At 71.4% G+C, this 8,816-nt stretch carries 11 protein-coding genes; 3 read left to right on the forward strand and 8 right to left on the reverse strand.

Annotated features, from left to right (window positions below; genetic code table 11):
- Window positions 1-232: 232 nt before the first annotated feature.
- Window positions 233-1,738, forward strand: coding sequence for a multicopper oxidase family protein (locus P409_RS18330; protein ID WP_238578714.1), 1,506 nt, complete (start codon window positions 233-235; stop codon window positions 1,736-1,738).
- Here the strand turns inward: P409_RS18330 and gcvA are convergent.
- Complete coding sequence (gene gcvA, locus P409_RS18335) at window positions 1,731-2,654, reverse strand: transcriptional regulator GcvA (RefSeq protein ID WP_052120888.1); 924 nt, start codon at window positions 2,652-2,654, stop codon at window positions 1,731-1,733. The genes P409_RS18330 and gcvA overlap by 8 nt on opposite strands.
- 95 nt (window positions 2,655-2,749) lie before the next feature.
- Between gcvA and P409_RS18340 the strand changes: the two genes are divergently transcribed.
- Window positions 2,750-3,178: a VOC family protein gene (locus P409_RS18340; protein WP_034840923.1), complete on the forward strand. Its 429-nt coding sequence runs from the start codon at window positions 2,750-2,752 to the stop codon at window positions 3,176-3,178.
- On the opposite strand, the gene P409_RS18345 is transcribed toward P409_RS18340, so the two are convergent.
- The 7 genes from P409_RS18345 to P409_RS18370 all read right to left on the reverse strand — a co-directional run bounded on the left by P409_RS18345 (window position 3,179) and on the right by P409_RS18370 (window position 7,917).
- Window positions 3,179-3,838, reverse strand: coding sequence for a phosphoribosyltransferase (locus P409_RS18345; RefSeq protein WP_034840926.1), 660 nt, complete (start codon window positions 3,836-3,838; stop codon window positions 3,179-3,181).
- A 2-nt stretch (window positions 3,839-3,840) separates the two neighbouring features.
- Entirely contained in the window at window positions 3,841-5,178 is a 1,338-nt protein-coding gene (locus P409_RS18350; RefSeq protein WP_052120890.1) for an erythromycin esterase family protein, read from the reverse strand.
- A 26-nt stretch (window positions 5,179-5,204) separates the two neighbouring features.
- Complete coding sequence (locus P409_RS40125; protein WP_193366505.1) at window positions 5,205-5,369, reverse strand: hypothetical protein; 165 nt, start codon at window positions 5,367-5,369, stop codon at window positions 5,205-5,207.
- Window positions 5,370-5,433: 64 nt separating this feature from the next.
- Window positions 5,434-6,231 (reverse strand): MBL fold metallo-hydrolase, encoded by a 798-nt coding sequence (locus P409_RS18355; RefSeq protein WP_052120891.1) that lies wholly within the window; start codon window positions 6,229-6,231, stop codon window positions 5,434-5,436.
- 11 nt (window positions 6,232-6,242) lie between these two features.
- Window positions 6,243-6,536, reverse strand: a complete 294-nt coding sequence (locus tag P409_RS18360) for a DUF3303 domain-containing protein (RefSeq protein WP_238578715.1) — start codon at window positions 6,534-6,536, stop codon at window positions 6,243-6,245.
- Window positions 6,537-6,639: 103 nt separating this feature from the next.
- A complete protein-coding gene (locus P409_RS18365) occupies window positions 6,640-6,975 on the reverse strand; it encodes a hypothetical protein (RefSeq protein ID WP_034840931.1) in 336 nt (111 codons plus the stop codon).
- A gap of 21 nt (window positions 6,976-6,996) precedes the next feature.
- A complete protein-coding gene (locus P409_RS18370; RefSeq protein WP_034840934.1) occupies window positions 6,997-7,917 on the reverse strand; it encodes a DMT family transporter in 921 nt (306 codons plus the stop codon).
- 223 nt (window positions 7,918-8,140) lie between these two features.
- Here P409_RS18370 and P409_RS18375 point away from each other — a divergent pair.
- A partial coding sequence (locus P409_RS18375) for a LysR substrate-binding domain-containing protein (protein ID WP_034840936.1) occupies window positions 8,141-8,816 on the forward strand: 676 nt, incomplete at its 3' end.

Genomic DNA, 8,816 nt, shown 5'->3' on the forward strand with positions numbered 1-8,816 from the left:
CTGGCTGCGGGCGCAGGCGGCGGCGAGGCCGCCGGCGGCCCCGGCGACGGCAAGGCCGAGGAGATGGCGGCGGGAGGAATCGGTGGTCATGGGCGGCTCCAATGCGTGTCGGCCGATGCCGGCCGTTGCCCCCCTGATCGCCGACAAAAGAGGCGACGTCGTGACGCGGTTTACCTTCCAGCAGGGGGAAGCCTCAGGGTGCGGTCGATGCTGTCCTGAAGAGGTCCCGATCGTGATCACCCGCCGCCGCTTCCTGTCCGGTGCCGCCGCAACCGCCGCCTTGGCCGGCGCCCTGCCCCGTCTGGCCCGCGCCGCCGCGCCGGTAGAGCTGACCGTTAGCACCCGCAGCCTGGAGGTCGGCGGCAAGGCCGCGACGGTGTTCGGCATCCTGCGGCCGGATGGCGGCCAGGGCCTGCGAGCGGTCGCGGGCGGGGATTTCCGGGTGCGGCTGACCAATGGCTTGTCAGAGCCGTCACTGGTGCACTGGCACGGCCTGACCCCGCCCTGGCGCCAGGACGGGGTGCCGGGCGTGAGCCAGGACCCGCTGCCGCCCGGCGTCGGCTACGACTACGCCTTCCCGCTGGCCCGGCCGGGCACGAACTGGATGCACTCCCATCTCGGGCTGCAGGAGCAGAGCCTGCTGGCGGCGCCGCTGATCATCGCCGACCCGGCCGAGGCCGGGCTGGACGAGCAGGAGGTGGTGCTGATGCTGCACGACTTCAGCTTCCGCGACCCCGCCGAGATCATGGCCGGGCTGCGCGGCGGCCAGGGCCATGGCATGGCCGGGATGCAGGGTATGGCCAGGATGAATCATGGCAGCCAGGGCATGGCGGGCATGGACCACAGCGGTCACGACATGAGCGGAATGTCGATGGGCAGCGCCAAGCCGACGCCGGGGATGCAGCACGACATGCAGGGCATGGCGATGGACCTGAACGACGTCGAATACGACGCCTACCTGGCCAATGACCGCACCCTGGCCGACCCCGAGGTGGTGCGGGTGGAACGCGGCGGCCGGGTGCGGCTGCGCATCATCAACGGCGCCGCGGCGACCAATTTCCACATCAATCTCGGCGCCATCGAAGGCACGCTGGTCGCGGTCGACGGCATGCCGGTGGCGCCGGTGATCGGGACGCGCTTCCCGATCGCCATCGCCCAGCGGCTGGACATCCGCCTGACCGTCCCGGCCGGCCGGGCGCTGCCGGTGCTGGCGCTGCGCGAGGGCGACCGGCAGCGCACCGGGCTGGTGCTGGCAACCCCGGCCGCCAAGGTCGCGCGCATCGCCGATCTCGGCGAGCACAAGGCGGCGGCGCTGGACCTCGCCTTCGAGGCGACGCTCAGGGCGACGGAGCCCTTGGCCGACCGCCCGGCCGACCGCACCATCCCGGTGGAGCTGGCCGGCGACATGGCGAGCTATGTCTGGACCCTGAACGGCAAGGTGCACGGCCGGGACACGCCGCTGGCGGTGCGGCAGGGCGAGCGGGTGGCGCTGGTGATGAGCAACCCGTCGATGATGGCCCATCCGATGCATCTGCACGGCCATCATTTCCAGGTGGTGGCGATCGACGGCCAGGCCCTGTCCGGCGCCCGGCGCGACACGGTGTTGGTGCCGCCGGGCAAGACCGTGACGGTCGCCTTCGACGCCGACAATCCCGGCCGCTGGGCCTTCCACTGCCACCACCTGTACCACATGGAAGGCGGCATGATGACGACGGTGGAGTACGAAGACGTCAGCTGATGGCGTCCGCCTGCGCCACCTCGGCCTGCAGCCACTGGCGGAACAGGCGGATCTTGCGGAGCGAGCCCTGCCCCGGCGCGTGCAGCAGATAGTAGGCGCTCGCCGGCCGCATGGTGTGGCCGAGCGGCTGCACCAGACGGCCTGCAGCCACGTCGGCGCGGGCCAGGAACAGGGGCAGCAGCGCCAGCCCCATGCCGGCCGCCGCCGCCTCGGCCAGCATGAAGAAATGCTCGAAGCCGGGGAAGCCCGAGACCTCGGGCGGCCCGAGGCCGAGCGAGGCGAAATAGTCCGCCCACGCCGCGGACCGGGTGGTGTGGACCAGGAGACGGTGGTGGCGCAGATCGGCCGGCGCCGCAATCCGGCGCTGCAGATCCGGCGCGCAGAACACGCCGACCGTCTCGTTCATCAGCAGCGTCGCCTCCGCCCCCGGCCAGCCGCCGGTGCCGTTGCGCAGCGCCAGGTCCACCGGGTCGGCGCCGAAGTCGATCAGCTCCTCCGACGCCGACAGGTCGACCTGGATATCCGGATGGCGCTCGTGGAACCGCGGCAGCCGCGGCACCAGCCAGCGCAGGGCGAAGGTCGGCAGCACGCTGAGCGACAGGATGCCTTCGCGCTCCGGCCGCCGCAGGGCGCGGGTGGCGGCAGCAATCTGCGCCAGGGCGTCGGTGACGCGGGCGTGATAGGCGGCGCCGGCCGGCGTCAGCTCGATCCCGCGGCCGATCCGCCGGAACAGCGGCGTGCCAAGCTCGACCTCCAGCGCCTGCACGGCGCGGCTGACCGCCCCCTGGGTTACGCCCAGCTCCTGCGCCGCCGCGGTCAGGTTCAGATGCCGTCCCGCCGCGGCGAAGCTGCGGACGCCGTTCAGCGACGGCAGCCGCGCCGCCGCCGGCCAGCGATATCCATGAGCCAGGCTCATTGATCCAGGCGCCCTTCTCGATTGTCCGACCGCGGACTTTCCGCTTAGTTGCGGCCCCGGCGCAAGGGGCGCCGGAATATGTCGAGCAAGGATCAATGAGAATGGTGACGCCGTTTCACATCGCCTTCCCGGTGCGCGACCTGGCCGCCGCGCGCCACTTCTACGGCACCGTTCTCGGCTGCCCCGAGGGCCGCAGCTCCGACAGCTGGATCGATTTCGATCTCTACGGCCACCAGATCGTTGCCCATCTGAAGCCGGCCGCGGCTGGCGAGGACATGGCGCATCACAATCCGGTCGACGGCCACGACGTGCCGGTGCCGCATTTCGGCGTGGTGCTGGAGATGGCGGATTGGGAGGCGCTGGCCGACCGGCTGAAGGCGGCCGGCATCCGCTTCGTGATCGAGCCCTATGTGCGCTTCAAGGGCCAGGTCGGCGAGCAGGCGACGATGTTCTTTCTCGACCCCTCCGGCAACGCGCTGGAGTTCAAGGCCTTTGCCGATATGAGCCAGATCTTCGCCAGGTAGCTAGGCCGGACGGGCGGCCGCCTCGGCGAGGAGACCGATCACCTCCTCGTCCGTGGTCTGGTCGAAGTCCTGGTAGAACCGGCCGACGGCGCCGAAGACGGATGGGGCGGACAGGCAGACCACGTCGTCCGCCAGCCCGGACAGCGTCTCCAGCACCTCCGGCGGCGCCACCGGCACCGCCAGCACCAGCCGGGCCGGCCTGGTCGCCGCCAGCCCCTGCAGCGCCGCGGTGACGGTGCCGCCGGTGGCGATGCCGTCATCAACCAGGATGACGACGCGCCCGGCGACGGACGGAGCGGGCCGGTCGCCGCGATAGAGATGCCGGCGGCGCTCGATCTCGGCCAGCTGCCGCTCGGTCTCGGCCTCGACATAGTCGCGGCTGGGCATCACCTCGCGCATCACGGCGTCGTTCAGCACCACATGCGGATCGGCGCCGTCGATCACCGCGCCGAGCCCCAGCTCGGGGTAGCCGGGCGCCCCGATCTTGCGCACCAGCAGGACATCGAGCGGCGCCGCCAGCGCCCGCGCGACCTCGAACCCGACGGGCACCCCGCCGCGCGGCAGCGCCAGGACGACCGGCCGGAGGTCGCGGTATTCAGCCAGCGCCGCGGCGAGACGCCGCCCGGCATCCCTGCGATCGCGGAACAGGACCGGCGTCATGGTCAGAGCCCGAAAGGATAGGTGTCGGGGACGCCCTGCGGCCGAGTCGGGCCGAGGGGCGTGACCGCCCGGGTCTCCTCGAACCAGACATAGGCGTCGAACTGCTCGGCCAGCACGGCCTGGAAATAGTGGCTCAGCAGCTCCGTCTCCGGCCGGTAGACGACGCCGATGGCGCGTTCCAGCAGGGGCTGGGACAGCGCCGCCGCCAGGGCCGGCCGGTCGAAGCCGCGCCAGTCGGTCAGCGACCGGGTGAGGCCGGAGCGGCGGAAGGCGTGCTCCCAGCTGTCGGGCCGGGCCGGGCGGACGGTCTTGACCTCCATCGGGGCATCCCACTCCGACGCCGCCGCGACCGTGCCGCGATCGGTGCCGAAACCGATCAGCACCGCATCGTCGCCATGGGCGGTGCGGCACAGCTCGCCGATGTTGAACTCGCCCTGCCAGCCCATCGCCGTCGCCGCGGCGTTGCCGATATGCGAGTTGTGGGCCCAGACCACCGCCTTCGCGCCCTCGCCGCCGGCGGCGAGCAGCGCCTGCAGCGTCTCGAACATGTGCCGGTCGCGCAGGTTCCAGGATTTGGTCGAGCCGCGATACATCAGCCGGTAGTACTGCTCGGCCGCGCGCACGATGCGGGCGTTCTGCGCCGCGTCGAAATGGGCCTCGCCGTCGAGGCCCGACAGGCAGCGGTCGAGCAGCGCGCCGAGCTGGGCGACGGCCTCGTCCTCGCAGGGCTCCTGGTGGCCCGACAGCACGGCCCGGCCGTACCGCGCCGGCTCGCCCTGCCAGGGCGTCAGGCAGGCGTAGCGCCGGCGGGCCTCGGCCGCGGCCTCCGGATCGACCCGGTCGAGATAGCGCAGCACGGCGTCGATCGACGCGCCCAGGCTGTAGACGTCGAGGCCGCGGAAGGCGGCCCGCCGGTCGGGCGGCAGCCCCTCATTGTGGGCGCGCAGCCATTCGGCGAAGGCAAGCACCTCGGCGTTGCGCCACATCCAGGTCGGGAAGCGGGCGAAGGCCTCCTCCCGGGACGGCTCCGGGTCGCGGTGCCGGACATAGCGGTCGATCCGCGCGGCGTCCGGCCAGTCCGCCTCGACCGCCACGATGGTAAAACCGTGCTCGGCAATCAGCATCCGCGTGATCGCGGCCCGGGCCTGGTAGAATTCGGAGGTGCCGTGCGTCGCCTCGCCCAGCAGTACCACCCGGGCATCGGCGAAGCGGCCGAACAGGGCGCCGAAGGCCCCGGCATTCTCCGGCGGCGGGAGCGGCTCGCCATAGAGGCGCAGCTCGCCGACGGCATCGGCCTGGGCGTCCGCCCGGGCCTGCTCGGACACTCTCGGATCGGCCATCGCTGTCTCCGTTCGGTCCGCCGGCGCTAGAGAGGCCAGAACCGGACCAGCACGATGATCAGGGCGAGGACGACCAGTCCGCCGATGAAGATCAGGCGCCGGGTCAGGCTGCGCAGGATGATCTCGCCCTGGCGCGCCTTCTCCGCCGGGTAGGGCGGCGGCTGCCGTGTCGGGGGATCCGGATCGGGCATGCGTCCCTCGCTCGCTCCCCTGGGCAACGGGAGACGGCGGCAGGCTGTTCCGGCACGGAAGCGGTCAGCCCTCGATCAGCCCCTCGGCCCGCCAGCGCGCCAGATAGGCATCGATGATGGCGTCCAGCCGGGCCTTGCCGAAGCTGTCGTCATGGCCGGCATGGACGATCGACACCGGCAGCGACCGCAGCAGGGCGAAGGAGCGGACGTAGTCGCCGATCTCCATGCCCGGGCCGCGATACAGCAGCGGGCCGTCATAGATGACGTCGCCGGCGAACAGCGTGCCGGTCGCCTCCTCGAACAGGGCGATGCTGCCGGGCGAATGGCCGGGCACATGCAGCACCCGGAAGCGCCGGTCGCCGAGATTGACCGTTTCGCCGGCCTCGATCCGCCGCGTCGGCTCGGCGCCCTGCAGGGCATAGCCGCCCAGGTCGTAGCCTTCACGCGGCAGGGCGGTGACCAGCGCGGCCCCGAGCGGCGGATAGCCGGCGGCGACGAAGCGCTGCCGCGCCTCGGCCGGGATCTGGTCGGAGATCAGGGTGCCGGGCCGCGGCCGGGCCAGCGACTCGGCTTCCAGCGGGTGCACCCAGCGCTGCTCGAACTCGTGGATCGCGCCGATATGGTCGGTATGGGTGTGGGTGGCCAGGGCGATCGTCTCGCGCCCTTCGAACAGCTCGGGGAAGGCCGGCCGCAGCGGCGCCACGCCGAGCCCGCCATCGACCAGCAGGTCGCGGTCGCGGCCGCGCAGATGCCAGATGTTGGCGCGCATCAGCACATCGGCGTGCGGCTCGACGATCAGGGTCAGGCCGCCGCCCATGTCCCGCTTGCGGAACCATTCGGCGGCCACGGGCAGGTCGGACATCGTCAGGCCTTTCAGGAGATCGGGCCGGTGGCCGGCGGGTCGAGCAGCGGCGCCACCACGGCCCGGGTCTCGGCGCTGCGCAGCACCGGCACGATCTCGAAATTCACCCCGGTGCCGCGCCAGTGCAGCACCCATTGCTGCAGCAGGGCGAGGTCATCGCATTCCATCAGCTGGAAGCAGCGGTCGCAATTCGCCTCGACCCAGCTGTCGACATATTTCAGCCCCTCGGGCAAGCCGCGCCCGGCATCGCGCAGATGGCGGTAGGCCGCAACCGGGTCGCGGTTGGCGAAACGCTCGATGATCATGAACAGCACAGCCTGGCCTCCCCGCCGTTGCCCGGCGTTTCCGGATTCAGTCCGTGCCTTCCCATAATCCATCACTGCGGGCCGGCGATAGCCCCCGTGGCGTTCAGTGCCGGGTCGTCCCCGGCGCCGAGCCTTCGGCCAGGAACGCGGCGCGGGCGGTGGCGAGCCGCCGCTCCCGCTCCGCCTCCAGCGCCTCGCGCCGTCGCTGGTACTCTTGCTGAAGCTTGTTCGCCAAGGCGATCGTCTTGGTCACCTCCTTGGCGAGCCGCAGGAAGCTGTCGCCCCTCTCCAAAAGCTTCGCGGGATCCTTCGACAATTGTTCCGCCACCGCCATGTCGAGCTCGGCCACCTCATGCAGCGTGCGGATGTGACGTTCGAGCCGGACCAGGTCCGGATCGTTTGCGATGCTGAGGTCGAGGGCGGTCTTGATTCTGCGCATGGAACATATCATGAACTTACACTAGCAGGACGTCAACCCCGATGCGGCCGCCCGGCGCCGCGCCGGCCACAGGCGCCAGCCGAGCGTCACCGCCAGGCTGGACAGCGCGATCAGCCCCATGCCGGCCGCCTGCTCCAGCCCCAGCCGGTGGCCGTAGACCAGCCAGTCGGCCAGGATCGCCGAGGCCGGATAGACGAAGGCCAGCACCGCGATCACCGGCGTCGGCAGCCTCGGATAGGCGGCGTACATCAGGACGTAGACCAGGCCGGTGTGAATGATGCCGAGCCCGGCGAGCCAGCCCCAGGGGCCGGGCGCCGCCGGCAGGGCCGAGGCGCCGACGAAGGGCGCCAGCAGCACGATGCCGGTGGTGGCGTGGATCATCGCGGTCAGATGCGGCCGCACCCCGCGCAGCGCCTTGGTCGACAGCACCGTGCCCGTGTAGAGCAGCGAGGCCAGCACGGCGAGCCCTGCGCCCAGCAGCCGCCCCGGCTCCGCCCCCTCGCCGCCGATGCCGGTGGCCAGCGCCAGACCGACGAAGGCGATGGCGATCCAGCCCAGCTTGCGGCCGCTGAGCCGCTCGCCAAACAGCACCGCCCCGGCCAGCACCACCCAGAAGGGCTGGACGTGGTAGACGATGGTGGCGAAGGCAATGGTGGTGTGGCGGATCGCGGCGAAGAACGCGACCCAGTTCAGCACGATGCAGACGCCGCCGAACAGGATCAGCCCCCATTGCCGCGGCGCCAGGCGCAGGTCGCGCAGCCAGCCGCGGGCGGCGCAGAAGGCCAGCAGGGCCAGCGCGCCGAAGACGCAGCGGAAGAACACCGCGTTGATCGGCCCCTGCCCCGATTCCTCCATGAACACGCCGACGGTGCCGACCACCGCCATGCCCAGGGCGAGCTGCAGGATCCCCGTCCGCCGCTCCGTCGCCGTCTCTCCACCCATCGCCGCCTCCACGGTTCAGATGGAAGAAAGCTGGGCGTGGTCAATACTTCAATCAAACGAATAGATTTGAAGCCATTGATCAATCGGATTTATATCTGAAGCAGGCAGTGACCCTTCCTCTACGTCATCGCGAGGCGCGAAGCGCCGTGGCGATCCAGAGGGCGGTGCCGCTGGATCGCCACGCCCCTGCGGGGCTCGCGATGACGGTTTGGAGAAGCATCCCATGAACGGACGCCTTGATCTCGACGTGCTGCGCACCCTGGTGGCGATCGCCGAGGGCGGCAGCTTCAGCCTGGCCGCGTCGCGGGTCGGGCGCACCCAGTCGGCCGTCAGCATGCAGGTGCGGCGGCTGGAGGAGGCGGTGGGCAAGCGGCTGTTCGACCGCAGCAGCCGTCAAGTCAACTTGACACCTGCCGGCGAGAGCCTGCTGGGCCACGCCCGGCGCATGCTGCGGCTGGAAGAGGAGGCGTGGGCGGCGCTGGTCGAACCCGATCTGCGCGGCCGGGTCCAGCTCGGCATCCCCGACGACTACGCCTATTCGCTGCTGCCGCCGATCCTGTCGCGCTTCGCCGCCACCCATCCCCAGGTCGAGGTCGAGCTGATCTGCGAGCAGACCACCTTCCTGGACCGGCGTCTGGCGGCCGGCGAGGTGGATCTCGCGGTGGTGACCCGCGGTCCCGGCCGCGACGGCGAGCTGCTGCGCCGCGAGCCGCTGGTCTGGTTCGTGTCGCCCGACCACGACCCGCAGGCGGAAGAGCCGCTGCCGGTGGCGCTGTACGAGCCCGGCTGCGTCGCCCGCGGCGTGACGCTGGAGGCGCTGGCCGCGGCGCAGCGCCCCTACCGCATCGCCTATTCCAGCCCCAGCCTGGTCGGGCTGCTGGCGGTGGTCCGCGCCGGGC

This window comes from Inquilinus limosus MP06 (assembly GCF_000767795.1).
GTDB lineage: Bacteria > Pseudomonadota > Alphaproteobacteria > DSM-16000 > Inquilinaceae > Inquilinus > Inquilinus limosus_E.

Bases quoted from the DNA above. Each gene is read 5' to 3' on its own strand.
- gcvA (WP_052120888.1), bottom strand. From the start codon at position 2,654: ATGAGCCTGGCTCATGGATATCGCTGGCCGGCGGCGGCGCGGCTGCCG.
- P409_RS18340 (WP_034840923.1), top strand. From the start codon at position 2,750: ATGAGAATGGTGACGCCGTTTCACATCGCCTTCCCGGTGCGCGACCTG.
- P409_RS18345 (WP_034840926.1), bottom strand. From the start codon at position 3,838: ATGACGCCGGTCCTGTTCCGCGATCGCAGGGATGCCGGGCGGCGTCTC.
- P409_RS18350 (WP_052120890.1), bottom strand. From the start codon at position 5,178: ATGGCCGATCCGAGAGTGTCCGAGCAGGCCCGGGCGGACGCCCAGGCC.
- P409_RS40125 (WP_193366505.1), bottom strand. From the start codon at position 5,369: ATGCCCGATCCGGATCCCCCGACACGGCAGCCGCCGCCCTACCCGGCG.
- P409_RS18355 (WP_052120891.1), bottom strand. From the start codon at position 6,231: ATGTCCGACCTGCCCGTGGCCGCCGAATGGTTCCGCAAGCGGGACATG.
- P409_RS18360 (WP_238578715.1), bottom strand. From the start codon at position 6,536: ATGATCATCGAGCGTTTCGCCAACCGCGACCCGGTTGCGGCCTACCGC.
- P409_RS18365 (WP_034840931.1), bottom strand. From the start codon at position 6,975: ATGCGCAGAATCAAGACCGCCCTCGACCTCAGCATCGCAAACGATCCG.
- P409_RS18370 (WP_034840934.1), bottom strand. From the start codon at position 7,917: ATGGGTGGAGAGACGGCGACGGAGCGGCGGACGGGGATCCTGCAGCTC.